Annotated in this window: 20 protein-coding genes; 10 read left to right on the forward strand and 10 right to left on the reverse strand. The window is 74.6% G+C overall.

The window, feature by feature from the left end; genetic code table 11:
• Positions 1-45 precede the first annotated feature (45 nt).
• From rosag_RS16685 to rosag_RS16695, 3 genes are read right to left on the reverse strand one after another with little or no spacing between them, the layout of a single operon-like run.
• Entirely contained in the window at positions 46-957 is a 912-nt protein-coding gene (locus tag rosag_RS16685; RefSeq protein WP_284351293.1) for an NAD(P)H-hydrate dehydratase, read from the reverse strand.
• Positions 954-1,724 (reverse strand): histidine phosphatase family protein, encoded by a 771-nt coding sequence (locus tag rosag_RS16690; RefSeq protein WP_284351294.1) that lies wholly within the window; start codon positions 1,722-1,724, stop codon positions 954-956. The genes rosag_RS16685 and rosag_RS16690 overlap by 4 nt, the downstream gene beginning before the upstream one ends.
• 31 nt (positions 1,725-1,755) lie before the next feature.
• Entirely contained in the window at positions 1,756-2,943 is a 1,188-nt protein-coding gene (locus rosag_RS16695; RefSeq protein ID WP_284351295.1) for a cation:proton antiporter, read from the reverse strand.
• Positions 2,944-3,006: 63 nt separating this feature from the next.
• Here rosag_RS16695 and rosag_RS16700 point away from each other — a divergent pair, with 63 nt between their 5' ends.
• Both rosag_RS16700 and rosag_RS16705 read left to right on the forward strand, forming a co-directional pair.
• A complete protein-coding gene (locus rosag_RS16700) occupies positions 3,007-4,071 on the forward strand; it encodes a DUF2156 domain-containing protein (protein ID WP_284351296.1) in 1,065 nt (354 codons plus the stop codon).
• Positions 4,072-4,080: 9 nt separating this feature from the next.
• On the forward strand, positions 4,081-4,956 hold the full coding sequence (locus tag rosag_RS16705) for a DMT family transporter (protein WP_284351297.1): 876 nt from the start codon (positions 4,081-4,083) through the stop codon (positions 4,954-4,956).
• Between the two features lie 278 nt (positions 4,957-5,234).
• Here rosag_RS16705 and rosag_RS16710 read toward each other — a convergent pair whose 3' ends face one another.
• From rosag_RS16710 to rosag_RS16720, 3 genes are all read right to left on the reverse strand, one after another.
• The gene (locus tag rosag_RS16710) at positions 5,235-7,076 is read right to left on the reverse strand and encodes a glycoside hydrolase family 9 protein (RefSeq protein WP_284351298.1); all 1,842 of its coding nucleotides are present in this window, start codon (positions 7,074-7,076) and stop codon (positions 5,235-5,237) included.
• 217 nt (positions 7,077-7,293) lie between these two features.
• Positions 7,294-9,072, reverse strand: coding sequence for an LVIVD repeat-containing protein (locus rosag_RS16715; RefSeq protein WP_284351299.1), 1,779 nt, complete (start codon positions 9,070-9,072; stop codon positions 7,294-7,296).
• Between the two features lie 20 nt (positions 9,073-9,092).
• Entirely contained in the window at positions 9,093-9,788 is a 696-nt protein-coding gene (locus rosag_RS16720; protein WP_284351300.1) for a DUF305 domain-containing protein, read from the reverse strand.
• Between the two features lie 63 nt (positions 9,789-9,851).
• On the opposite strand from rosag_RS16720, the gene rosag_RS16725 reads away from it, so the two are divergent.
• Genes rosag_RS16725 through rosag_RS16735 form a run of 3 tightly spaced genes read left to right on the forward strand, consistent with a single transcriptional unit; the run spans position 9,852 to position 12,655 of the window.
• Positions 9,852-10,739, forward strand: a complete 888-nt coding sequence (locus rosag_RS16725; protein WP_284351301.1) for an alpha/beta hydrolase — start codon at positions 9,852-9,854, stop codon at positions 10,737-10,739.
• Positions 10,740-10,776: 37 nt separating this feature from the next.
• Complete coding sequence (locus rosag_RS16730) at positions 10,777-11,343, forward strand: dihydrofolate reductase family protein (protein ID WP_284351302.1); 567 nt, start codon at positions 10,777-10,779, stop codon at positions 11,341-11,343.
• Between the two features lie 58 nt (positions 11,344-11,401).
• The gene (locus rosag_RS16735; protein ID WP_284351303.1) at positions 11,402-12,655 is read left to right on the forward strand and encodes a M20/M25/M40 family metallo-hydrolase; all 1,254 of its coding nucleotides are present in this window, start codon (positions 11,402-11,404) and stop codon (positions 12,653-12,655) included.
• A gap of 21 nt (positions 12,656-12,676) precedes the next feature.
• On the opposite strand, the gene rosag_RS16740 is transcribed toward rosag_RS16735, so the two are convergent.
• Entirely contained in the window at positions 12,677-13,525 is an 849-nt protein-coding gene (locus rosag_RS16740; protein WP_284351304.1) for an NAD(P)-dependent oxidoreductase, read from the reverse strand.
• 83 nt (positions 13,526-13,608) lie between these two features.
• On the opposite strand from rosag_RS16740, the gene uvrA reads away from it, so the two are divergent.
• A complete protein-coding gene (gene uvrA, locus rosag_RS16745) occupies positions 13,609-16,143 on the forward strand; it encodes an excinuclease ABC subunit UvrA (RefSeq protein WP_284351305.1) in 2,535 nt (844 codons plus the stop codon).
• Between the two features lie 11 nt (positions 16,144-16,154).
• On the opposite strand, the gene rosag_RS16750 is transcribed toward uvrA, so the two are convergent.
• Positions 16,155-17,039 (reverse strand): LysR family transcriptional regulator, encoded by an 885-nt coding sequence (locus rosag_RS16750; RefSeq protein ID WP_284351306.1) that lies wholly within the window; start codon positions 17,037-17,039, stop codon positions 16,155-16,157.
• Between the two features lie 78 nt (positions 17,040-17,117).
• Between rosag_RS16750 and rosag_RS16755 the strand changes: the two genes are divergently transcribed.
• Entirely contained in the window at positions 17,118-18,371 is a 1,254-nt protein-coding gene (locus tag rosag_RS16755) for a multidrug effflux MFS transporter (RefSeq protein ID WP_284351307.1), read from the forward strand.
• 7 nt (positions 18,372-18,378) lie between these two features.
• Here the strand turns inward: rosag_RS16755 and rosag_RS16760 are convergent, their stop codons facing one another.
• On the reverse strand, positions 18,379-18,855 hold the full coding sequence (locus rosag_RS16760; protein WP_284351308.1) for a MerR family transcriptional regulator: 477 nt from the start codon (positions 18,853-18,855) through the stop codon (positions 18,379-18,381).
• 102 nt (positions 18,856-18,957) lie between these two features.
• On the opposite strand from rosag_RS16760, the gene rosag_RS16765 reads away from it, so the two are divergent.
• The 3 genes from rosag_RS16765 to rosag_RS16775 all read left to right on the forward strand — a co-directional run bounded on the left by rosag_RS16765 (position 18,958) and on the right by rosag_RS16775 (position 20,920).
• Positions 18,958-19,296 carry a thioredoxin family protein gene (locus rosag_RS16765; protein WP_284351309.1) on the forward strand — a complete coding sequence of 113 codons (339 nt, stop codon included), beginning with the start codon at positions 18,958-18,960 and terminating at the stop codon, positions 19,294-19,296.
• Between the two features lie 138 nt (positions 19,297-19,434).
• The gene (locus tag rosag_RS16770) at positions 19,435-19,647 is read left to right on the forward strand and encodes a hypothetical protein (RefSeq protein ID WP_284351310.1); all 213 of its coding nucleotides are present in this window, start codon (positions 19,435-19,437) and stop codon (positions 19,645-19,647) included.
• 37 nt (positions 19,648-19,684) lie between these two features.
• Positions 19,685-20,920, forward strand: a complete 1,236-nt coding sequence (locus rosag_RS16775) for an SGNH/GDSL hydrolase family protein (RefSeq protein WP_284351311.1) — start codon at positions 19,685-19,687, stop codon at positions 20,918-20,920.
• Positions 20,921-20,944: 24 nt separating this feature from the next.
• Here the strand turns inward: rosag_RS16775 and rosag_RS16780 are convergent, their stop codons facing one another.
• On the reverse strand, positions 20,945-22,318 hold the full coding sequence (locus rosag_RS16780; protein ID WP_284351312.1) for a HEAT repeat domain-containing protein: 1,374 nt from the start codon (positions 22,316-22,318) through the stop codon (positions 20,945-20,947).
• Between the last annotated feature and the right edge of the window lie 48 nt (positions 22,319-22,366).

The raw sequence follows: 22,366 nt of genomic DNA on the forward strand, positions 1-22,366 counted from the left end.
CGCTACAGTGCATGGCCCGGTCAAGACGGGCAATGGCGAGCGCACCTACGCGCGCCCCACCAGCGCGGGTACCTCGGCCAGCAGCTCGCGGGCGAGGAAGCCCACGGTCGCCGTGCGGCGCGCGAGAATGCGGCCCGCGGTGCCGTGCGCCCACACGCCCCACGCGGCGGCCGTCGTCGCGCTCGCGCCGCGCGCGGCCAGCCCCGCGACGATGCCCGCCAGCGTGTCCCCGGAGCCCGAGGTGCCGAGTCCCACCGCGTTGCCGCGGTAGTGCAGCAGCGTGCCGTCGGGGGCCGCGATCCAGCTCTCGGCCCCCTTCAGCGCGACCGTCGCACCGAAGCGCGCGGCGGCGGTGCGCGCGACCTCCGGCGCATCGGCCTCGATCGCGTCGCGCGCGACGTCGAGCAGCGACGCCATCTCGCCCGAATGCGGCGTCAGCACCACGCGACCGCCGAGCGGCGCGAGCAGCGCCTCGTCGTGCCGGAGCGCGACCACCGCCGCGCCGTCGAGCACGAGCACCGCGTCGTCGCGCAGCCGCGGCACCAGCGCCGCGAGCAGCGCGTGCGCCGCGCGGTCGGCGGTCATGCCGGGACCCACCAGCAGCGCGTCGGTGGCGGCCGCGTGCTCGCGCAGCGGGGCCGCGGCGCGTGCGCCCGCGATCTCGCCGGCGGCACTCGTCGGCAGGCCGACCACCAGCGCCTCCGGTACGGCGAGCCCCAGCGGCAGCGCGGCGGCGCGCACGGTGGCCAGCTGCAGCTTGCCCGCGCCCGCGCGCAGCGCCGCGACGCCGGCCAGCAGCATCGCGCCTGGCACCTGCACGCACCCGCCGACGGCGAGGATGCGACCGCGCGACTCCTTGTCGCCCGCGTGGTCCAGCGGCGGCAGCGGCAGGCGGCGCAGCAGCGCGGGCGTGACCGCGCGCGCGCTCGTCGTGGCGCGCTTCGGCGTGCGTTTCATCGCGGTGCGGCGGGCGCGTCGGGGCTCGCGGTGACCGGCGTGCCCGTGGCCTCCAGCGGCGCGACGAAGTTGTAGGCCGCGAGGCGCAGCCCCGGGTCCTGGCCGTCGGCCGCGGGCGCGAGCACGTAGTGCGTGACGCCGCAGTTGGCGACGTCGCCCTCGCGGTCGATCGCGAGGATCTCCTCCTCCGTCAGCTCCTCGATCAGGTAGCGGAAGCAGAGCACGATCACCTGGTGCGCGACGATCAGCACGCGCGAGCCCTCGTGCGCGTGGTGCAGACTGATCGTGTCGAGGACGCTGCGCAGCCGCAGGATGACGTCGCACCAGCTCTCGCCGCCGGGCGGGCGGTGGTAGAACTTGCCGATGCGGCTGCGCGCCTCCGCCTGGTCGGGGAAGCGCTGCTGGATGCCCGCGCGCGTCAGCCGGTCGAGGACGCCGAACTCCTTCTCGCGCAGCCGCTCGTCGATCTTGCCGACCGACTGCGGCGCGACGCCGCCCGCGTCGCGCACCAGCGCCGCCGTCTCGCGCGCGCGCCGGTAGGGCGACGTGATGACCGTGTTGGGCCGCGCATCCGGCGCCATCGCCGCGAACCAGCGGCCCAGCGCCGTGGACTGCTCCTTCCCCAGGTCGCTGAGCGGCACGTCCACGTCGCGCTCCGCGATGTCGATGACGTGCAGCCCGGCCGCGTCGGCCGCGTCGCGCGCGACGTTGCCGGCGCTCTGGCCGTGTCGGACGATCCACAGGTGGTCGGGCCAGCGTCTGCTCATGCGCGCCTGGAGGTGAGGGAGAACGCCCCCTTCATCGCGAGCGCCGTGCCGGATTGTCCGCCTCCGCCAGCGCGTCGGGCTGCAGCACGTCCAGCTCCGAGGCGCGGCCGTGCAGCGCGAAGCCGGGGACGAGCGTGTTGCCCGCGGTGTAGATGATCAGCGCGCCCACCAGCCACGGCGCCGCGGCGAAGCGGTCGCGCAGGATCTCCGCCAGCACGAGCGAGAAGACGAGCGTCGGCGTGAGGGCGAGCGCCACCGGCAGCCCCGCGCGCAGCGGCTGCCGGAACGCCGCCCGGCGGTGCACGAGGACGAGCAGCACGCGCAGCGGCACGCACACCAGCAGCAGCCCGCCGCCCACGAGCAGCGCGCGCGGCGGGAAGTCCTGCGGCCGCAGGTGCGTGCCCGCGTAGAAGAAGTAGAACGGCGCGAACAGCGACGCGAACGCCTCGACCGCGTGCACCAGCGACTCCGACGACAGCGCGGGCAGCTGCTCGCGGAACGACTGTGCCGCCGCGCCCACGAGGAACGCGCCCACCAGGTAGTAGACGCCGAGCGCCTTCGTGATGTACGCGGCGACGACGGCCAGCATCAGCAGGAAGGCGAACTCGGAGCGCGGCGCCACGGGCGCGATGCGCGCCGCGAACAGCCGGAACGCGACCGGCAGCACGAACGTCATCACCATGAGCGCCGCGGTCGCCGCCACCAGCCGCTCGGCCGACGTCGACTGCAGCGTCACGAAGAGGATGCCGAGCGCCAGCAGCTCGAACGCGATCGCCTTGGCGCGGATCCAGAACTGCTCCTCGACGCTGACGCCGAGCTGCGGCAGCGAGCTGAGGATGAAGCCGGTGGACGGCGTGAACAGCGCCAGCGCGACGAGCGCCGCCGGCCGCGCCCCGATGCCGAGCAGCAGCGTCACCACGACGCCCGCGAGCAGCAGGACGATCGCGTGCAGCGCGAGGTGCTCCCAGATCACGCGCGCGCCGCGCCGCAGGTCGGCGACGTTGACCTCGAGGCCGGCGACGAGGAACATCGCCGCGATGCCGAAGGTCGCGAGCAGCGGCAGGGTGGGGCCGTGCGGGATCAGCTCCGCACCCGAGAACGCGACCCCGGCGCCCAGCAGGAAGCTCGTGATCGCGCTCGGCAGGCGGTACCGCTGCAGGATGCGCGGCACCACGAACAGCGCGAAGAGGAGGAGGACGTAGCGGAGGTCGTCGGGCACGGGCGGGATCCCGGCAACGGTCGCGCCGCGCCGCCGCGACGGGCGGACGAGCTAGCTTTGGGGATGACCGATCCGCGCTGGGCGGAGGCGCGCGCGCTCGTGCTGCGCAACGGCTGGAACGCCACCGCCTACCAGATCCTCAACCCGGGCATGGCGCTCTGGTTCGCGGCCGCGGGCGACGCGGTGGTGGGCTTCCAGCGCCACGCCCGCGTGCGCGTGGTGGCCGGCGCGCCGGTCTGCCCGCTGCCGCGCCTCGCCGCCGTCGCCGACGAGCTGGAGGCCGACGCGCGCGCGCACGGCGAGCGGGTGGTCTTCTTCGGCGCCGGCACGCGCCTGGAGACGATCCTCGGCGGACGCGCGGACCACGCGGTCGTGCGGCTCGGCGCGCAGCCGACGTGGGACCCGGCGGGCTGGGACACGATCGTGCGGCGCAAGGCGTCGCTGCGCGCACAGCTGCACCGCGCCCGCAACAAGGGCGTGCGCGTGGTCGAATGGACGCCCGAGCGCGCGCACGACGCGCCGGCGCTGCGCGCGGTCCTGCACGACTGGCTCGCCACTCGCGGCCTGCCGCCACTCGGCTTCATGGTCACACCCGATCTGCTGGGGCACACGGAGGACCGGCGGGTGTTCGTGGCGGAGCGGGAGGGAGCGGTGGTCGGGTTCCTCGTGGCGACGCCCGTGCCGGCGCGCGACGGCTGGCTGGTGGAGCAGTGGCCGCGCGTGCGCGAGGCGCCCAACGGCACGACGCACCTGCTGGTGGACGCGGCGATGCGCGCCTTCGCGGACGCGGGCTCGCGCTACGCGACGCTGGGCCTGTCGCCGCTCTCGCCGCGCGGCGCGAATGGCACGCCCGTGCAGCCGGCGTGGCTGCGCGCGGCGCTGACGCACCTGCGCGCGCACGGGAAACGCTTCTACAACTTCCGGGGGCTGGAGGCGTTCAAGGCGGGGCTCGAGCCCCACGCGTGGGAGCCGATCTACGCGATCGGGCAGGGCGCGCGCTTCACGCCGCGGATGCTGCGCGGGATCGCAGGCGTGTTCGGCAACGGCTCGCCCGTGGCGCTGGTGGCGCGCGCGGTGGCGTCGGCGGGCGCGCAGGAGCTGCGCGGGCTCGCGCGGCGGGTCCGCTAGCTTCGCTGCATGGGCTACGTCTGGATCCTCCTCGCCGCCGCGCTGTGGGGCACGCTGGGGCCGGCCGCGCGGCTCGCGCTGCGCGACGGCGTCGAGCCGCTGGAGCTGGGCTTCTGGCGCGCGCTGGTGGGCGGCGCGCTGTTCGCCGCGCACGCGCTGTCGCGCCGCCGGATGCGCGTCGCGCCGCGCGACCTGCCGGCGTTCGCGGGCTTCGCGCTGGTGGGCGTGGCGCTCTTCTACGTGTCGTACTTCCGCGCCGTGAACGCGGGCGGCGCGGCGCTGGCGGCAATCCTCCTCTACACCGCGCCGGCGTGGGTCGCGATCGCGTCGGCGCTCTGGCTGAAGGAGCGCCTCACGCCGCGCACCGCCGCCGCGCTCGCCCTGACGCTCGGCGGCGTCGCGCTCGTGGCGCTCGGCAGCGGCGCGAAGGCGGGCGGCGTGCGGCTGGGCGGCGCGGCGGTCGCGTGGGGGCTGGTCGCCGGGCTCGCGTACGCGGTCTACTACCTGTTCGGGAAGCGCTACTTCGTGCGCTACGAGGCGCCGACGGTGCTGGCGTACGCGCTGCCACTCGGCGCGCTGGCGCTGCTGCCCGCGGTGCGCTTCGCGTTGAAGAGCGCGACGACGTGGATCGTGCTCACGTTCATCGCCGTCGTGCCGACGTACCTCGCGTACTACGTGTACGGGCTCGGGCTGCGGCGGCTGCCGGCGACGCGCGCGGCGACGGTGGCCACGATGGAGCCGGTGGTGGCCGCAGCGCTCGCGTACCTCGTCTGGGGTGAGGCGCTGCGCCCGCTCGGCTACGCGGGCGCGGTGCTGGTGCTGGCGGGCGTGCTGGTCATCGCGACGGCGGGCGCGCCGGACCCTGAACGACATGAGACAGGATGACAGGATGACCCCGAGGCTCCGTGAAGCGCGTGGGACGTCGCGCCGGTGCGGACGCTCCTCGTCATCCTGTCATCCTATCTGACTCTGCAGTTCGGGTCCGGCGCGCCGGACCTGTTCGCCTATTGGGGGATGCGGATGCTCCGGATGATGCGGATGCTGCTGATCGCTCCCCGTGGCGGCGACGCTCCATGCGCTTCGAGGGGCGATCCGTTCGATCCGCTGCATCCGGAGCATCCGCAACCCCTCCATAAGCCACAGGGGTCTCGCGCGCCGGAGCCTCAGCGACGCCTGACCGCCCCCGAGACGCGAGTCTCCTGCGTCATCGCCGCCAGCAGGTACGTGAGGTTCGCGGTGCCGTCCATGATCGGCTCGTTGGTCGAGTAGTCGCCGCGGTCGTCGTGGTAGACGATGTGCCCGGTGTTGAACGGCGCGTACTCGTCCGGCTCGTGCAGCGCGATGCCGCGCAGGTTCTGGTAGATCGAGCGGTAGACCGGCCCGTCCACCAGCCCGCCCGTCTGCGACGTGGGGCCGAACTGCATCGCCACCACGGAGTGCGGGTCGCGCGCCCACGTGCCGTCGGCCGGCAGGTTGATCACCATCGACACGCCCCACGGGTTCGCGCCGAACAGCCAGTCGAGCGCCGCCGCCTCCAGCTCGCGGAACCGCCCGTCGCCCGTCATGCGGCGGTACAGGTGGGCCTGCGTCGCGAGCGACGCCATCAGGTTGTTCGAGCACCAGATGAACGGGATGCCGACGCGGAAGCCGTTCTCCGCGCGCTTCGCGACCGCCTCCAGCCCGCGGCGGTAGAACGCCGCGACCTCGCGCCGCTCCGCCGCCGTCGCGCCCTTCGCGCGCCACACCTCGTGATGGCCGTTGTTGTGCCACGGATACCACTGGTAGTGGCGCGCCGTGTCGGCGCCCATCCAGGGCGTGACGGGCTCCTGCCGCGCGTACTCCATCGCCTCGGTGAGGTAGCGGCGCTCGCCGGTGAGCGCATGGAGCTGGGCGGCGCCGAGCTCCATGTCGTCCACCCAGTTGTCCTCCTCGTAGAAGTAGGGCGCGCTGCCCGGCGCGGTCTGGCAGACGCCCGGATGCTTGCGACCCAGCGCGTACGCCGCGACGGCGCGCTCGCGCAGCCGCGCCGCGAACGCCGCATCCCGCGTGGCGAAGACGCGCGCGCCGAGCGCCATCGCGGAGGCGTACTTGCCGGCGGTGGAGGCGAGGCCCGTCGCGCGGTTCCTGTAGCGGAGGAGCCCCTGTGGCCGGCCGGTGCACGGGTACACGGGCCGCTCCTTCCCGCGCCCCCACCCGTAGTCCGAGCTGTCGGTCGTCGGCAGGTCGAGGAACGCGTGGTCGCGGTCGTCGCCGAGCTGGTTGAACATCAGCGAGTCGCTCGGGAACATCGCGAGCAGCCACTCGAGCCCGTGCCGCGCCTCGTCGAGGACGTCGGGCGTGCCGTTGCGGCCCGCGAGGCCGCGCGCGTCGTGCGCGTCGCCGAACGCCGCGTCGTGGTCGCGGTACGCCATCAGCATCACGAAGGTCGCGTTGGCGGACGTCGTGACGTACTGCAGGTAGTCGGCGGCGTCGGCCCACCCGCCGCTGACGTTGACGAACTGGCCCGCGCGCGCGCTGTCGTCGACGATCAGGCCGTCGCGCTTGTGGACCGAGTCGCGGAAGAACGGGTTGAAGCCCGAGCGCTGCTGGCGCATGTAGGCGAGCAGCACGTCGGCGGCGCCGTCGTAGACGTCCGCGCCGATCTTCACGACGGGCGACGCGACGCGCAGCGTGTCGCCGGCCGCGCCCAGCGCGACCACGCGGTAGCGGCCGGGCGCGCGCACCGCGCCGAAGTCGAGCCGCCACGTGCGCACGCACGGTCCGAACGCGCCCGCCTCGCGCGTGGGCCGCGCGGCCTGCACGACGCGCCCGCGCGCGTCCTCGACGCGGAAGCGGGGCAGCGGCGTGGAGTCGAGCGCGCAGGCGACGGCGACCTTCGGCCCGGTGGGCAGGTAGCCGAGCTGGTTGACGCGGACGACGGCGGTGGGCGCGGGCGTCTGCGCTTGCGCCGTCAGCGGGGTGAGCGCGAACAGGGCGGCGGCGGTGCGGATGGGATGGCGCATCATGCGGGGAGGTTATCGGTGCGCGCAGCACGGGCAAAGGAAGGCGCGCCGGGCCCGAACGGCGAACGGCGTAGACAGGATTACAACGGATTGAACGGACAAGAGCCGGATTACCTCCCGTGTGGCGGCGACGTGCCATGCACCACACGGAGCGTAATCCGGCTCTTGTCCGTCGAATCCGTCTAATCCCGTCTACTGCAGTTCGGGCCGGCGCGTGTGCTCAGCGCGCCAGGTCGCGCACCGCGCCCGCCAGCATCCGCACCTTGGCGCCGTCGGCGGCCGTCGCCGCGTCGCGGTCGAGCGCCGTGGCCAGGGTCGTCAGCGCCGTGCGGCGCGCCGCGCCCTGCTGCCGCTCCGCGCCGTCCAGCGCGCGGGCCACGGCCGTGCGGCGCGCCGCCGAGAGGCCGTTGTTGCGCGCCAGCTGGTCGAGGTACGCGCGCGCCACCACGAAGCTCGCCGGCCACGTGATGCGCGTCTGCAGCTGCGGGTTCAGCGCGTCGGCCTTCACCAGCATCGCCGCGTCGATCTCGTTCTGCGACAGGAGCTCGCTCGGCGTCAGCTTGAAGACGTCGAGGCCGCGCCCGATCTCCGAGCCGACGATGTGCCCGTTGTACCAGTACGCCGACCAGTAGCCGCCGAGGGCGAGGCGCTGCGGATCCATCGGCCCGCGGTCGAAGAACGCGATCTCGACCGGCTTCGCGGGGTTCGTGAAGTCGAACACCGAGATCCCGCCCTGGTACCACGCCTGCACCATGATGTCGCGGCCGGGCACCGGGATCAGCGAGCCGTTGTGCGCGACGCAGTTCTCGGTCGCGCTCTGCGCGGCCGGGAGCTTGTAGTAGCCCGCCGGCTTGAGCTTGCGGTTGGTGAGCGTGAACACCGCGTTCGCGCCCCACTCCGGCTTGTCGGTCGCCTGGCAGCGCGGCGCGACGCCGCCGCCCCACTCGTCGGTGAACAGCAGCTTGCTGCCGTCGTTGCTGAACGTCGCCGAGTGCCAGTAGGCGAAGTTCGGGTCGCTCACCTCGTCGATGCGCTTCGGGTTCGCCGGGTCGCGGATGTCGAGCAGGATGCCGTTGCCCGAGCAGGCGCCCGCGGCCAGCCCCAGCTCCGGGTAGACCGTGATGTCGTGGCACTGGTCGGTCTGGGCCGTCTCCTGCGTGCCCGCGCCGTGGCTGCCGCCCTTCCACAGCCCCGCGACGTTGCCGGCCGAGTCGGCGAAGACGCGCGGCGTGCTGACGATCGCCGCCGCCGCCGGGTTCGCGAGCGGCACCCTGATGACCTCGATCCGGAAGAGCGAGGTGTTCGGGTCCTCGCTCGGCGCGCGGCCCGAGCAGCCGGCCAGCTCCGACGCCGGACGCACCGGGCTCGTGCCCTGCACGTAGACGTACAGGTTGGCCGTGTCCTTCGGGTCGGCGAGCAGCGTGTGCGTGTGCGAGCCGCGGCACGTCTGCACGCTGGCGATCTGCTTCGGCGCCGCGATGTCGGTGATGTCGAAGATGCGGACGCCGCGGAAGCGGTCGGCGCTCGCCGTGTCGGCGATCGCGGTCGTGCCGCAGTCCACGCGGCCGCGCGGCTCCTCGACCGACATGAAGAGCAGGTTGCGGTAGACCGACACGTCGCCCTGGCCGCCGGGGCAGACGATCGCGGACTTCAGCGACGGGCTCGCGGGATTGCTCAGGTCCCAGATCTGGACGCCGTTGTAGCCGCCCTGGAACGCGTAGTTGCCGCTGAACGCGAGGTCCGCGTTGGCGAATCCGAAGTCGCCCATCGACGCCGGGTTGAACCAGCCCGCGGGGCGCGGCTGGTGCCCCACGAGCTGCAGGTTGCGGATCGCCTCCTTCGCGTCCATCCAGCCGCCCGCGAGGCCGACGCGCGGGTCGGGGCCCTGCGCGGCGGGCGTGACGGACTTCTGCACGGGCATCGCCTGCGCGCCCGCGTCGACGGCGATGAGGGTGGCAGCGAGGACGGCGGTCGTGCGGGCCAACGGAAGGAATCTCATGGGTCGTGTCGGGTAGGAGATCATGGGCGGGCCATGGCGTCGAGCAGCGCGCGCATGCGCCGGATCTCGGCGCGCTGGTCGGCGTCCACGTCGGACGCGAAGCGGAACAGCTCCGTGTCCTGCCCCGCGCCGGGCTTCGCGAGGTACTCGGCCACCATCGTCAGCGCGCCCTCGTGATGGCGGATCATCGACTGCAGGAAGAGGCGATCGAACGCGGCGCCCTGGGCGTCGGCCAGGCGCTGCAGCTCGGCCGCGGTCAGCATGCCGGGCATCGCCATCGGCATCTGCCGCGGGTCCATGTGGTGCGCGTGCGCCGGGTCCACGCTCGGGACGCGCTCGCCGCGCGCGGTCAGCCACCGCTGCATGAGCGCGATCTCGTCGCGCTGCGACACCTCGATGCGCTGGCCGAGCGCGCGCAGGTCGTCGCGGCGGCTGCGGCTCGGCACCATCGCCGTCATCGCCAGCGCCTGCGCGTGGTGCGCCATCATCCCGTGCACGAACTCGACGTCCGCGGCGCGGCGCGGCCGGCCGGTCTCGGCACGCGGCGCGGGCGCCGGCTCGGGCGTGGCGGCCATCTGCGGCGTGGGCTGCGCGTCGGGCCGAGGCGCGGGCGCGCCCTCGCCCGCCGGCGCCGCGCTGCGACAGCCGGCGCCCACGAGGGAACCCACGATGACGGCCAGCGCGGCCGCGACCATCCGTTGCGACGAGCTCCTCATGGCTCCCACCTCCTCCCGGTCCAAAGCTATTGCGGGCACCGCCCGCGGTGCAGATTGGCGGCCATGTCCACCACGCACGACACGCCGACCCGCGCGCCGGCGGAGGAGGCGCCCGTCACGCTGGCCGACGGCACGCGCGTCGTCGAGCGCCGCTGGGCCGCGGACGCCGGCACGCCGGACGCGGGCGCGCTGCTGCTGGTGCACGGCCTCGGCGAGCATGCGCGGCGCTACGACCACGTGGCGGCCGCGATCGGCGCGCTCGGCATCGAGGTGCGCAGCTTCGACCAGCGCGGCTTCGGCCGCTCGGACGGGCCCCGCGCGACGCTGCCGTCGCCCGACGCGCTGGTGGACGACGCCGCGCTGATGTACGAGCGCGTGGCGATGGAGCGGCGCGCGCGCGGCGACGCGCGTGCCCCGTTCATCCTGGGCCACTCGATGGGCGGGTGCATCGTCGCGCGCGCGGTCACGGGCGGCTGGATCCGGCCGCGCGGGATGGTGCTCTCGTCGCCCGCGCTGCGCCCGCGCGTGTCACGCGTGGACCGGTGGGCGGCGCTCGTCGGCGACCGCTGGCTCCCGAACCTGCGCGTGCCCAACCGGCTGCCGATGCACCAGGTCTCGCACGATCCCGACGTCCTCGCGGCGGTGCGGCAGGACGCCGAGATGCACGACCGGGTGACGCCGCGGCTCGTGGCGTTCATGCTGGCGGCGGGCGAGCGGGCGATCGCGGACGCCGTGCGCTGCGAGGTGCCGACGCTCCTGCAGGTCGCGGGCGACGACCGCTTCGTCGATCCGGCGGGCGCGGAGGCGTTCCACGCGCGGCTGCCGGCGGGCGTGGGGACGCTGAAGCGCTACGACGCGCTGTACCACGAGATCTACAACGAGCGGCCGGCGGATCGCGCGGTGGTGCTCGCGGATCTCGTGGACTGGCTGCGCGCGCGATGCGCCGCGTAGCTCGCGTCCCCGGCCTCCGCATCTCCGACCACTCCGCATGAAGACGCAGTACTACACGGCCTCGAGCCTCGACGGCTTCATCGCCGGCCCCGGCGACTCGCTCGACTGGCTCTTCCCGCTCGGCGATCCCGAGGAGACGAGCTACCCGACCTTCATCCGTGACGTCGGCGCGCTCGCCATGGGCTCCGCCACGTACGAGTGGATGCTCCGCCACGTCGTGCAGGCCGAGCCGCCGCAGCCGTGGCCCTACCCGCAGCCGGTGTGGGTCTTCACGTCGCGCACGCTGCCCGGCGTGCCCGGCGCGGACGTCCGCTTCGTGCGCGGCGACGTGCGGCCCGTGCACCGCGCGATGGTGGAGGCGGCCGCGGGGAAGAACGTGTGGATCGTCGGCGGCGGCGACCTCGCGGGGCAGTTCCACGACGCGGGGCTGCTCGACGAGATCTTCGTGCAGATCGGATCGGTCACGCTCGGCGCGGGCAAGCCGCTGCTGCCGCGCGCGATCACGCAGCCGCCGCTGCGCCTGGTCTCCGTGCGCGCGGTGGGCACCAGCTTCGCGGAGCTGCACTACGAGGTGCCGCGCGTGGTGCCGCGCGCGCCCGCGTGACGCCGGCTAGCTTCGTCTCCATTCCCGGGAATCACCGGCCACCACGGAGCCCCGATCCATGCGCCACACCGCGTCCCTGCTCGGCGTCTGCGGACTGCTCGCCCTCGCCCACTCGCCCCTCCAGGCGCAGGCGCCCGCCGATTCGGCGCCCGACGACGTCCGCACGCTGGTCGGCCGGCTGGAGCTGGAGCGCTACAAGGCGACCATCAAGGAGCTGACGAGGTTCGGCGACCGGCGGCAGGGCACCGATCGCAACCGCGCGGCCATCGACTGGATCGAGGCGCAGCTGAAGAGCTACGGTTGCACGAACACCGAGCGCCTCACGTACGAGTACAACCCGCCCGCGCCGACGCCGCGCTCCGCGAACGCGACGGGTGCGCCGGCGCAGCGTCCACCGGCGCGCGACCCGAACGTCGCCCAGGGCGGCGGGCGGCCGCGCGGCATCCGCGCGCGCACGGGCGTCAACAACGACTCGCTGGCGCAGCCCGACGCGCGTCTGCGCGCGCTCAACGCGCAGCCCAGCACGCCCGGCCAGCGGCAGGAGGTCTACTGCACGAAGGTCGGCACCACGCGCCCCGACGAGATGTACATCGTCGGCGCGCACATGGACGGCATCGGCTGGGGCGAGGCCGCGAACGACGACGGCTCGGGCACCGCGATCGTGATGGAGCTGGCGCGCATCTTCAGCAGCCCGGACGTGCAGACCGAGCGCTCCATCCGCTTCGTGCTCTGGAACAACGAGGAGACGGGGCTCAACGGCGCGCGCGCCTACGTCGCGCAGCGGCAGGCGCTCCAGGGGAAGGAGGAGCCGGCCGGCTCGAAGCGCTATCCCGAGCCGAAGTGGCTCGGCATGATCCAGCACGACATGATGCTGTACGACCACGGCATGCCGCGCAGCGACGGAAAGACCGCGCGCGAGCAGCGCCCCGAGGCCGACGTCAACATCGAGTTCCAGACGGCGTCCAGGATGGCCGCGGGCTCGCAGGCGCTGGCGTGGGCCTTCCAGCGCGCCAACGAGAAGTACGCGAGCGACTACCCCGCGTCGGTCGGCAGCCACATGACCAACACCGACTCGGGGCCGTTCCAGGACATCGTGCCGGCCATCAGCCTGCGCGAGAACGAGCGCGGCACGCAGATCGGCAACGGCTGGGACCCGCACTGGCACCAGCCGACGGACCTGTTCGCGACCTTCAACGACGACGACTTCCGCCTCGGCCTCAACGCCGCGCAGACCACGCTCGGCGCGATCGGGACGCTGACGGGCGCGAAGCTGAGCGCGGGCGGGACGACGGGCGTGCGCGTGCAGAAGTAAGGCACGCCCGCACGGGCACGGTCAGCCGACGGCGTCGCGCCCCATCACCGCGAGGTCGTCGGCGCCGCGCCCCTCGGCGATCAGCGCGTCCATGCGCGCGGCGACGGCCGGCAGCACCGCCAGCGGGCGGTCGCCGGCCGTCTCCTGCATCAGCCGCACGTCCTTGCGCGCCATCTCCAGCTCGAAGCTCGGCGAGTGGTCGCGCGCCAGCATCTTCTTCCCGCGCCCGGTGATCACCGACGACGGGTCGAACCACTGCACGACCTGCACGACGTCCTGCGGCGGCACGCCCGCGCCGCTGGCGACGCTGAACACGTCCGCCACCAGCGCCGCGATGCCGATGATGTACGCGTTGCCGCACAGCTTGTAGACGGCCGCGAGGTCGGGCCGCTCGCCGACGTACTCCAGGCGCTGCGCCATCCGCGCGAGCGCGTCGCGCACCGCGTCGAAGTCGGCGCGCGGACCCGCGGCCATGATCGTCCCCTTGCCCTCGCGCGCCGCCGCCGGCCCGATGAAGACGGGGCAGTGCAGGTAGCGCACCCCCTCCGCCCGCAGCCGGTGCGCCCGCTCGGCCGTCTCCGCGGGCTGCGTCGTCGTGTGGTCGACGATGACCGTGTCGGGCGAGAGGCCGGGCCGTAGCGCGGCGACGACGTCCTCCACCACCGCGTCGTCCTTCAGCACCAGGTGCACGCGCGCGGCGCCGCGCACGGCGTCGGCCGGCGTGTCGGCGACCGTGGCGCCGAAGGCCTCCAGCGCCCGCGCCTTGGCGGCCGTGCGGTTCCAGACGGTGATCCGGTCGCCGCGCTGGAGCGCGGCCTCGACGAGGGCGCTGCCCAGCAGGCCCGTTCCCAGGAAGGCGATGTGCGTCATGCCGGCAAGGTATCCGGCTGCGGCGCAACGGCGCGACTCCTGCGCCACGGCCGGCCCGACCATCACGAACGGGAGCGGACGGGATGAAGGATTCCGGCGACGGCGCACGGCCGGGCTTCGTGCGCGTACGCGGCGCACGCGAGCACAACCTCAAGGACGTCGACGTCGACATCCCGCGCGACGCGCTCGTCGTCTTCACGGGCGTCTCGGGCTCGGGCAAGTCGTCGCTCGCCTTCGGCACCCTGTTCGCCGAGGCGCAGCGCCGCTACCTGGAGTCGGTGGCGCCGTACGCGCGCCGGCTGTTCGACCAGCAGGGCGTCCCCGAGGTCGACGAGATCGACGGCCTGCCGCCCGCCGTCGCGCTCCAGCAGCAGCGCGGCACGCCCACCACGCGCTCGTCGGTCGGCAGCGTCACCACGCTGTTCAACCTGCTGCGCATGCTCTACTCGCGCGCGGGCACCTATCCACCGGGCCAGCCCGAGCTGCACGCCGAGGCGTTCTCGACGAACACGCCGGAGGGCGCGTGCCCCAACTGCCACGGGCTGGGGCGCGTGTACGAGGTGACCGAGGAGTCGATGGTCCCCGACCCGTCGCTCACGATCCGCGAGCGCGCGGTCGCCGCGTGGCCGCCCGCGTGGCACGGCCAGAACCTGCGCGACATCCTCGTCACGCTCGGCTACGACGTCGACGTGCCGTGGAAGGACCTGCCGAAGAAGGACCGCCAGTGGATCCTCTTCACCGAGGAGCAGCCCACGGTCCCGGTCTACGCCGGCTACACGCCGGCCGAGACGCGCCGCGCGCTGAAGCGGAAGGAGGAGCCGAGCTACATGGGCACCTTCACCAGCGCGCGGCGGCACGTGCTGCACACCTTCGCGACGACGCAGAGCGCGCTCATGAAGCGGCGCGCGGCGCAGTACATGATCAGCAGCGAGTGCCCGGTCTGTCACGGCAAGCGCCTGCGCCCGGAGTCGCTGTCGGTGACGTTCGCGGGGCTGGACTTCGCGGAGATCTCGCGGCTCCCGCTGGCGCGGCTGCACGCGCTGCTGAAGCCAGCGGCCGACGGCACGGCGGCCAACGTGCGGAAGATGCGCACGGACCATCCCGAGCGCGCGCTCGTGGCGCAGCGCATCGGCCAGGACCTCGTCGCGCGGCTGCAGGTGCTGCTCGACCTCGGCCTCGGCTACCTGACGCTGGAGCGCAGCACGCCCACGCTCTCGCCGGGCGAGCTGCAGCGGCTGCGGCTGGCGACGCAGGTGCGCTCCAACCTGTTCGGCGTCGTCTACGTGCTCGACGAGCCGTCCGCGGGGCTGCACCCGGCGGACACGGTCGCGCTGCTCCGCGCGCTCGACGGATTGAAGGCGTCGGGCAACACGCTGTTCGTCGTCGAGCACGAGATCGACGTCATCCGCCACGCCGACTGGATCGTGGACGTGGGCCCGCAGGCGGGGCAGCACGGCGGGAAGGTGCTCTACAGCGGGCCGCCTGACGGCCTGCGCGCAGTGGGCGCGTCGCGCACGCGGCACTACCTGTTCGACCAGCAGGGACCGCCCGCGCGCACGCCGCGCACGCCGAAGGCGTGGCTCGAGCTGCAGGGCGTCACGCGCAACAACCTGCACGGCCTCGACGTCCGCATCCCGCTCGGCGTCTTCACGTCGGTCACCGGCGTGTCGGGCTCGGGGAAGTCGAGCCTCGTCAGCCAGGTGATGGTGGAGCTGGTGGCCGCGCACCTCGGCCACGCGGTCCCCGCCGACGACGAGGACGAGGGCCCGGAGCTGGAGCGCGCCGCGATGGCGCCGATCGGCGGGCGCATCGTGGGCGGCATGGAGCACGTGCGGCGACTCGTGCGCGTGGACCAGAAGCCCATCGGCCGCACGCCGCGCTCGAACCTCGCGACGTACACGGGCCTCTTCGACCACGTGCGCAGGCTGTTCGCGGCGACGCGGACGGCGAAGGCGCGGAAGTACGACGCGGGCCGCTTCTCGTTCAACGTCGCCAAGGGGCGCTGCGAGCACTGCGAGGGCGAGGGCTTCGTCTGCGTCGAGCTGCTCTTCCTCGCCAGCGTCTACACCGCGTGCCCCACCTGCAAGGGCGCGCGCTACAACGCGAAGACGCTGGAGGTCGAGTACCGCGGGAAGAACATCGCGCAGGTGCTCGACCTCACGGTGGACGCCGCGCGCGACTTCTTCGACGAGGAGCCGGCTGTGCGCCGCGCGCTCGACGTGCTGCACGAGGTGGGGCTCGGCTACATCCGCCTCGGGCAGCCGGCGACGGAGCTGTCGGGCGGCGAGGCGCAGCGCATCAAGCTCGCGACGGAGCTGCAGCGCGTGCAGCGCGGGAGCACGCTCTACGTGCTCGACGAGCCGACGACGGGGCTGCATCCGTCGGACGTCGAGAAGCTGATGACGCAGCTCTCGGGGCTCGTGGACGCGGGCAACACGGTGGTCGTCGTGGAGCACGACATGCGCGTCGCCGCGGGCAGCGACTGGATCATCGACATGGGCCCGGGCGCGGGCGAGGAGGGTGGGCACGTGGTGGTGGAGGGGCCGCCCGAGAAGGTCGCGCGCGCGCGCGGCAGTCGCACCGCGCCCTATCTCGCCGCCACGATGGCGCCGGACTGACCGCGCGTCTCCTACCGCTCGACGATCTCGCGCAGCACGTCGAGGAACGACTGCACCGTCGGCGGCGCATCGCCGCGGCGCCACGCGGCCACCAGCGGGAAGCGCAGCTCCTCGCCCGCCAGCGGCCGGTAGACGACGCCCGCACGCGGCAGCCGCCCCGCCGCGTGCGGCACGAAGGTCACGCCGAGCCCCGCGCTCACGAGCGCGACGAGGGCGTCGAGCTGCTTGGCCTCCTGCGCGACGCGCGGCGTGAAGCCGGCCGCCGCGCACGCGGACATGACCAGCTCGCGCAGCCGGCTCGGCATGCGCGCGGGCACCAGCACCCACGGCTCGTCGGCGAGGGCGCGCAGGTCGATCGCCTCCTGTGCGGCCAGCGGATGCGCGGAAGGCAGCGCGACGACGACGCGCTCCTGCGACACGGGCGCGGTCTCCAGCTCCGCGGCCCCGCGCGGCGGCGGGCCGATCCCGACGTCGAGGTCGCCCTGCCGCAGCGCCGCGACCTGCTGCGTGGGGAGCCGCTCCATCAGCGTCAGGCGCACGCCCGGGTGCCGCTCGCGGTACGCGCCGAGGACGGCCGGGAGCACGCCCCAGAGCGCGGCGTCCACGTAGCCGATGCGGAGCCGCCCCACTTGGCCGGCCGCCGCCCGGCGCGCCACGTCGGCCGCGGCGGCCGCCTGCGCCAGCGTGCGCCGCGCCTCGGGGAGGAAGAGGCGCCCGGGCTCGGTGAGCGCGACCCGCCGCTTGGTGCGGGCGAGCAGCTCGACGCCCAGCTCGCGCTCCAGCTGCCGGACCTGCTGGCTGAGCGCGGGCTGGGCGATGCGCAGCCGGACGGCCGCCCGGCCGAAGTGCAGCTCCTCGGCGACGGCGACGAAGTAGCGGAGGTGGCGGAGCTCCATGCGAGTAATAAGCAGCGCGTCTCACACCGTTGCTACAAAGTCTTGGACCGCATCGATCGGAGCCGATACCCTCCGAGGATGCGTCTCCGTCCCACGTCGCCCGCGTTCACGGTCCTGCTCGCCACCCTCGTCACGCTGGCGTCGTTCGCCACGGACATGGGGCTCCCTGTCCTCGACGCCACCGCCGCCTCGCTCGGCGTCACGCCCGCGACGGCCGCGCTGACGCTGAGCGTCTTCATGATCGGCTTCGCGACGGGGCCCCTGGTGTTCGGTCCGCTGTCCGACCGGTTCGGACGTCGCCCGGTGCTGCTGGCCGCGGTCGCGACGTTCGCGGCGTTCGGGGCGCTCGGGGCCTTCGCGCAGTCGCTCGGCGCGCTGCTGCTCTGGCGCTTCGTGATGGGCGCGGGCGCGGGCACCGCGCAGGTGCTGGTGCTGGCCACGGTGCGCGACCTGTTCTCGGGGGCGGAGGCGCGCGCGCGGCAGTCGTACGTGAACCTCGCGGCGGGCGTCGCGCCGATCATCGCGCCGACGCTCGGCGTGTGGGTCGCGGCGGCGGGCGGGTGGCGCGCGATCTACGGCGCGCTCGCGGCGGGTGGGCTCGTGCTGCTGGCGGCGGCCGCGCTGGGGCTGCGCGAGACGGCACCGCGTCGGAAGCAGGCGGTGCTCACGGTGCGCGGCACGCTCGCGAGCTACGGGCGCGTGATGCGCCACCCGGTGACGATGGGCTACGCGCTCATCATGGCGCTCTGCTTCGGCTGCCTGTTCGCGTACGTCTCGGGCTCGTCGCTCGTGCTCATCGGGCTGATGGGCGTGTCGCAGCGCACGTACGGCGCGCTGTTCGCGGCGACGGCGGTGGGGCTGATGCTCGGCGCGTTCTCCAACGCGCGCCTCGGACGTCGCGGCGTGCCGGCGGCGCGGCTGGTGACCGCGGGCCTCGCGACCATCGCGATCGCGGCGGTCGTGCTGCTCGCGCTCGCGAGCGCGGGCGCGCTCAGCGTGTGGGCGCTCGTGCCGCTGATCGTCGTCAGCCACGTGGGGCAGGGGGTCGTGCGGCCGAACGCCGCGCAGGGCGCGCTGGAGCCGATGCCCGACATTGCCGGCGTCGCGGGTGCGGTGCTCACCGGCCTGCAGATGCTCGGCGGCGCGCTCGCCAGCGGCGTCGCGGCGTCGCTGTTCGACGGCCGCACCGCGACCGCGATGACGGGCACGATGTCGGTGTGCGCGCTCGGCGCCGTCGCGGTGTACGCGCTCGTCGTGCGGCCGGCGGAGCGGCGCCTGGCGGCCGAGGTGGAGACGCGGACGCTGCGCCCGGAGCTCGCGGCCGCGGCCTGACGGCCCGTCAGCGCGCGGCGGCGCTCCGCTTCCGCGCGGCTTCGACCGCGGCCGCCGGCATCGCGCACGGGTTCAGGCCGTCCACCGGATCGACGGCCAGCAGCGCGCTGCAGTCCTCCAGCCGGAAGCAGCCGCAGTCGAGCGCCACGCGCAGCACCGCGCGCATGCGCTCCGCGCGCGCGACCATCGCGTCGATCTCCGCCAGCTTGCGCGTCGCGAGCACCTGCCAGCGCGCGGCCGGCCGCGTGCCCGGCGCGAAGTCGGTCACGAGCTGCCGGATCTCCGCGATCGTGAACCCCGCCTCGCGCGCCAGCGCGATGAGCGACAGCCACTCCAGCACGTCCTCGTCGTAGCGGCGGCGCCCGCTCACGCGCGCGGGCTCGGGGAGCAGGCCGGCGCTCTCGTAGTAGCGGATCGCCGACGGCTCCAGCCCCGCGCGCCGCGCGACCTCGCCGATGCTCATGCCGTCGTTCACGCCGTCCATGCGCCGCTCCGTCCGTGCGTGGGGTTGACCTCGAGTGCGCTTGAAGTTGTAGGCTGCCGGGAGCCCGGGCAATCGCCCGACCTCACTCTCGCCGGAGCCACCATGTCCGCTTCCATCGCGCTGCCGTCCGTCACCGATGCCACCTTCGCCGCCGAGGTGGCGCCGGGCACCGGGCACGTCGCCGTCGAGTTCACCGCCGCGTGGTGTGCGCCGTGCCGCATCATGGCGCCCGTCGTCGAGGCGGTGGCGCACGACTACGCGCCGCGCCTGCGCGTGCTGCAGCTGGACGCGGACGCGAATCCCGCGACGCTCGCGCGGCTCGGCGTCCGCGGGCTGCCGACGATGCTCGTCTTCCGCGACGGCGAGATCGTCGAGCGCGTGGTGGGCGCCGTGCCCGCGGCGGCGCTGCGCCAGCGACTCGACCGCGTGCTCGCGGGCTGACGACATCGAGACCGTGCCGGCCGGGCCCGTCTCGTGCGAGATGGGGGCTGGCCGGCACGGGCGCGCCGTTGCATGCTGGCAGACCGTCGGACCGCGCCGCGTGGACCGCACCTGAACGTCCCACCGCCGAGGAGCCCCATGGGCGAGACCGAGTCCCCGTTCCGCGATCCGATGGACCCCATGCCGCCCCGCGAGGACCGCCGCCACGGCGCCGGCCCCGAGCCGGCGCCCGCGCGTCCCGACCATGACGACGCGGTGGACGAGGCAAGCGAGGAGAGCTTCCCGGCCAGCGACCCGCCGTCGACGACGCCGCTGCACCCGGGCCGACCCGACCCGCACGACGCGCGGTAGCAGCCCACGCTGCCGCGGAGGAGCCCAGGAGGTCCCCATGCGACGCCTTCCCTCCGCACTGGCCACGGCACTCCTCGTCGCCGCCTGCACCGATCCGGTGGCGCCCACGCTGGCGCCGCCGGACCAGGCGCGACACGCGAACATCGCGGTCGCCGCCGCGCCCACCGCGGGCGACGTGTTCGCGCGCTACGTCGCGCTGGGCACCAGCAACAGCATGGGCGTGCAGTCGGCCGGCATCTCGGCCGCCACGCAGCGCGCGTCGTGGCCCGCGCAGCTCGCGGCGCGCGTCGCGGGCGCGACGTTCACCCTGCCGCTCGTGCAGGATCCCGGCTGCAGCCCGCCGCTGCTCGCGCCGCTCGCCACCAACCTCGCGCTGCTCGGCGCGTTCACGGCGTTCGGCGCGGGCGACGACCTGGTGAGCGTGGTGATGACGACGTGCGCGCCGCTGCGCGCGGGCATCGTGCTCCCCACGGGCAACGTCGCGATCTCGGGCGCCGACGTGCACGACGCGCGCTTCACGACCGTGGAGTCGGCGACGGCGCGCAGCCCGCGCGTGGGCACGCTCTACAGCCGCGTGCTGCTGCCGGGCCAGACGCAGGTCACGGCGATGCAGGCGCAGCAGCCGACCTTCGTGTCGGTGGAGCTGGCGGCCAACGACGTGCTGCCCGCGAGCACCGGGCGCATTGCGGCGATGACGCCGTTCGCCGACTGGCAGGCGGACTACGACGCGGTGCTCGCGGCGGTGCGCGGCACGGGCGCGCGCGCGGTGCTCGTCGGCCTCCCCGACAACGCGGCGAACTTCCCCAGCATCCGCCGCGCGCGCGAGCTGTTCAACGAGTGGCCGACGCTGCTCGCCCTCGGCATCAGCGTCAGCACGAGCTGCTACTTCAGCCCGAACTACGTCTTCGTGCCGGGCTACGTGCTCGGGCTGCTGGCGCGCACGCCGGCCACCGCCACCTGTGCCGACGTGCCGGGCGCCGCGGACTACGTGCTGACGCCGACCGACATGCAGGCCATCAACGCGCGCATGGCGCAGATCAACGCGCACATGCAGACGCGGGCGGCGGAGAGCGGCTACGCCTACTTCGCGCTCTCCACCGTGTACGACCTGCCGAAGCCGGCGTTCCGCGTGTACGACCTGCTGTTCTCCAGCGCGCCGTTCGGGCCGAACATCAGCCTCGACGGCGTGCACCCGAGCGCGCGCGGACAGGGGCTGCTGGCCGCGGCGGCGGCGCAGGCCATCAACGCGCGCTACGGGCTGGCCATCCCCTGAACCATCCCATGAGCGCGGCGTCGCTCAGGGGAACGGCCGCGGGCGCGGCTGCGGCCACGGCCACGGGCCGAACGCGTCGCGCCCCGCGAGCCCGCGCACCGCGGCCTCGCGCACCTGCGGGTCCTTCGAGGCGAGCAGCGCGGTCATCGTCTGCTCGGACCGCTCGCCGGACTTCATGAGCGCGCGCACGATCGCGCTGCGCGTGCGCGTGCCGCCCGTCTCGCGCTCCAGGGCCTCGCGCAGCACCGGCACCGCGGCCGCGTCGCCGATCTGGCCGAGCGCCCACGCGGCCTTGAGGCGCACGTCCTCGCTGCTGTCGCGCAGCGCGCGCAGGAGCCCGGCCGGCGCCGCGCGGCCGTCGAGCTGGCCGAGCGCCCACGCCGCCGTGCCGCGCACGCGCGCGCTGCGGTCGCCCGCCGCCGCGGTGCCGAGCGCGATCGTCGCCGTACGGTCCTCCGTCTCGCCGAGCGCCCAGGCGGCCATCTCGCGCACGGCGTCGGACTCGTCGTCGCGCAGCGCGCGCATCAGCGCCGCGGAGGCGGTTCGCGTCTCGATCTCGCCGAGCGCCCACGCGGACATCTCGCGCACGCGCGCGTCCGCATCCTTCTCGAGCGCCTCCGCCAGCGCGGCGCCGGCGTCGGTCGCCTCCAGCTGGCCGAGCGCCCACGCCGCCACGCGCCGCACCGACGCGGCCTCGTCGCGCCGGAGCACGCCGATCAGCGTGGTCGCGGCGCTCGTCGAGTCGAGGTGGCCGATGGCGACCACCGCGGCCTCGCGCACCACGGGCTGCGGATCGCGCACCATCGCCACCAGCGGCGCGAGGCTGCGCCCGTCCTCGATGCGGCCGAGCGCCCACGCGGCGTTGGCGCGGACGTCGGTGGTGGCGTCGCGCAGCGTGCGCACGAGCGGATCGACCGCCGTGCGCGGATGCGCGAGCCCGAGGCTGAACGCCGCCGCCGCGCGCAGCGCCGCGTCGCCGGCGCCGAGCCGCTGCACGAGCGGCGCGACCACGCGCTCGCCGCGCTGCGCGCCGAGGAGCCGCGCCGACAGCTCGCGCACGCACCCGTCGGCGTCGGCGAGCCCCGTCAGCAGCTGCTCGACGTCGGCGTCGGAGAGGCGCGTCATGTCCTCGTCGCGCGCGGAGAGCGCGTCGCCGAGCGGCGTCACCGGCGCGCCCGCGCGGTCGTTCCAGCCGTAGTTGCCGACCGAGCGCGCGGCGAGCGCGCAGAGCACGGGCGGCGCGCCGCGCGCCGCGGTGAGGAGCGCGCGCACGTCCTGCGCGGCCGCGACCGTGGACGCGCGGTCGCGTGGATCCTCGACGTCGTCGCCGAGCCAGGGCGCGTGGACGGACAGCGTGGCGGCGGCCGCGGTGGCGAGCGCTCCGAGCAGGCGGATCATCGTGTCTCCCTCCGGCGCGCGCGTGGCGGCGGCCGTGATGGTTGAAAA

Origin of the sequence: Roseisolibacter agri (assembly GCF_030159095.1) — a bacterium.
Taxonomy (GTDB): domain Bacteria; phylum Gemmatimonadota; class Gemmatimonadetes; order Gemmatimonadales; family Gemmatimonadaceae; genus Roseisolibacter; species Roseisolibacter agri.

Coding starts and splice junctions, on each gene's coding strand:
- rosag_RS16715 (WP_284351299.1), bottom strand. CDS start 9,072: ATGAGATTCCTTCCGTTGGCCCGCACGACCGCCGTCCTCGCTGCCACC.
- rosag_RS16760 (WP_284351308.1), bottom strand. CDS start 18,855: ATGGACGGCGTGAACGACGGCATGAGCATCGGCGAGGTCGCGCGGCGC.
- rosag_RS16735 (WP_284351303.1), top strand. CDS start 11,402: ATGCGCCACACCGCGTCCCTGCTCGGCGTCTGCGGACTGCTCGCCCTC.
- rosag_RS16725 (WP_284351301.1), top strand. CDS start 9,852: ATGTCCACCACGCACGACACGCCGACCCGCGCGCCGGCGGAGGAGGCG.
- rosag_RS16690 (WP_284351294.1), bottom strand. CDS start 1,724: ATGAGCAGACGCTGGCCCGACCACCTGTGGATCGTCCGACACGGCCAG.
- uvrA (WP_284351305.1), top strand. CDS start 13,609: ATGAAGGATTCCGGCGACGGCGCACGGCCGGGCTTCGTGCGCGTACGC.
- rosag_RS16740 (WP_284351304.1), bottom strand. CDS start 13,525: ATGACGCACATCGCCTTCCTGGGAACGGGCCTGCTGGGCAGCGCCCTC.
- rosag_RS16730 (WP_284351302.1), top strand. CDS start 10,777: ATGAAGACGCAGTACTACACGGCCTCGAGCCTCGACGGCTTCATCGCC.
- rosag_RS16765 (WP_284351309.1), top strand. CDS start 18,958: ATGTCCGCTTCCATCGCGCTGCCGTCCGTCACCGATGCCACCTTCGCC.
- rosag_RS16750 (WP_284351306.1), bottom strand. CDS start 17,039: ATGGAGCTCCGCCACCTCCGCTACTTCGTCGCCGTCGCCGAGGAGCTG.
- rosag_RS16755 (WP_284351307.1), top strand. CDS start 17,118: ATGCGTCTCCGTCCCACGTCGCCCGCGTTCACGGTCCTGCTCGCCACC.
- rosag_RS16775 (WP_284351311.1), top strand. CDS start 19,685: ATGCGACGCCTTCCCTCCGCACTGGCCACGGCACTCCTCGTCGCCGCC.
- rosag_RS16770 (WP_284351310.1), top strand. CDS start 19,435: ATGGGCGAGACCGAGTCCCCGTTCCGCGATCCGATGGACCCCATGCCG.
- rosag_RS16720 (WP_284351300.1), bottom strand. CDS start 9,788: ATGAGGAGCTCGTCGCAACGGATGGTCGCGGCCGCGCTGGCCGTCATC.
- rosag_RS16705 (WP_284351297.1), top strand. CDS start 4,081: ATGGGCTACGTCTGGATCCTCCTCGCCGCCGCGCTGTGGGGCACGCTG.
- rosag_RS16685 (WP_284351293.1), bottom strand. CDS start 957: ATGAAACGCACGCCGAAGCGCGCCACGACGAGCGCGCGCGCGGTCACG.
- rosag_RS16700 (WP_284351296.1), top strand. CDS start 3,007: ATGACCGATCCGCGCTGGGCGGAGGCGCGCGCGCTCGTGCTGCGCAAC.
- rosag_RS16780 (WP_284351312.1), bottom strand. CDS start 22,318: ATGATCCGCCTGCTCGGAGCGCTCGCCACCGCGGCCGCCGCCACGCTG.
- rosag_RS16710 (WP_284351298.1), bottom strand. CDS start 7,076: ATGATGCGCCATCCCATCCGCACCGCCGCCGCCCTGTTCGCGCTCACC.